The organism is Endozoicomonas sp. SESOKO2, assembly GCF_024606245.1.
Classification (GTDB): Bacteria; Pseudomonadota; Gammaproteobacteria; order Pseudomonadales; family Endozoicomonadaceae; genus Endozoicomonas_A.
On the sequence record NZ_JAHHPQ010000598.1, the window covers coordinates 1 to 1554 of the forward strand.

General features: G+C 50.0%; 1 protein-coding gene. It reads right to left on the reverse strand.

The annotated features are described in order from the left end of the window. Positions 1-329: 329 nt before the first annotated feature. The coding region (locus KDK17_RS14420; protein WP_257288358.1) for an ankyrin repeat domain-containing protein at positions 330-1554 on the reverse strand (1225 nt) is incomplete at its 5' end.

The following is a 1554-nucleotide window of genomic DNA, read 5'->3' on the forward strand; positions in this document are numbered from 1 at the left end:
CTGTTTTCTGTTCAAGCTCGACAACAAAGCGTCTTGTCAACGGTTGAGCCTGACAAACGACGGACAATGTCATTAGCAACAGTGGTGCTGCAAAGAGTGACTGTTTAATCATTCTACCCTTGCATTCTGGTGTGAAGAGAGGAAAGGATAGATCAAGAACATTACTCAAGTTACGCAGTTAACCCTTCTCTTGGCCGCCTCAGGGAAGCTTTCAGCCTTGTCAGGATATCGACTTTTCACCGTATTTTGTTGATCACTTTAACACTTGAAAGCCGTGTTTTCTGGATAAGATAACGCCTCTCTTTTGTATCTTTCCTTGTTTCTGTTCCCTACCTTGCCCCGGCTTCGGTCAGGGCTTTCACAATGTCGGTATGGCCCAGCTGGGCAGCCATGAACAGTGAGGTGGCGCCTTTCTTAGACCGGGCGTTGATATTTGCCCCGGCGTTAATCAGGCGTTCGACGATGTCCTTGTGCCCACTACCAGATGCCAACATCAAGGCAGTGAAATCACCATTCACAACGACATTGACATTGACTCCTTCTGCCAGTGACTTCTCCACCAGATCCAAAGACCCCTCAAAACAGGCAAGGTAAAACCTACGATTGGGGAAAAATGTATCCGGGTGAGATTCACCGGTCTTATCATTCACCATAGGCATCGGGTCTTGCCGACACATTGCACACCGGCGAGAGCCGATGGGCTGTTCAACAAAACATGTCGAAATACAGTCCAGATCGAAGTGATGGCCACAACACCGGGTTTTGAGGACCACAGGTACAGCGTCACGACCATGGAAGTCAACCAGACAAATAGGACAGGGATCAGACTCCGGCGGTATGTCAGTGTCCATGGGGACAGCGGGGCGAGCTATACCATCCATGAGTAGTACATCTGTGTCAGTCACATGACCTGCGCACTCCGGGCAGTGTCCAGTCTTCAAATGTCCACATGAGCTTTGTTCGGGCGTTGCGCCTGTGTGGTCCGTCGAATGTTCTGCGGAATTCATCGGCCACTCAGTGGGCCCACAACTATCGGATGATGGTCGGAATTGACAAACACCATGGCAGGGAAAGACGAAACAATCTAAATCCAAAGTATGCAGATGTTGCTCTGAGCCTCCGTTTCCACCGGCAGAGTCAGAATGAAGGAAGTTGTTGGAAGAGCCTGAGGGGCAAGCAGTGGCTTCCTGCGCTTGATGCCCCGACTGCTCTGATGGTCGGCATTGTTGCTGGTTATTTCCAGAGCCGGGCACCCTGATGATGGCCGCCATCGGGTGATCCTGACCCAGCTCTTTTTGTGTCAACCGTCTAAACGACGGTGAGTCGATATTCCAATAGTTTTTTAAAAGCCAACCGACAGCGACAATCAACTCTACGGGTAGCCATGAATGGGAGGTGGAGCTTAGTGGGGTATGTTTGGTGGTCAGGATCAGTTCGCAGCCAAGCAGCAAATGAGTGGCATAAAGCCATTGCCACGAAATGGATTCAATGGTGGTCTTTTTTAGCTCACAGCCATTTAGTCCGCCTTGTTTCTCATCAGATGATAAATCCGAA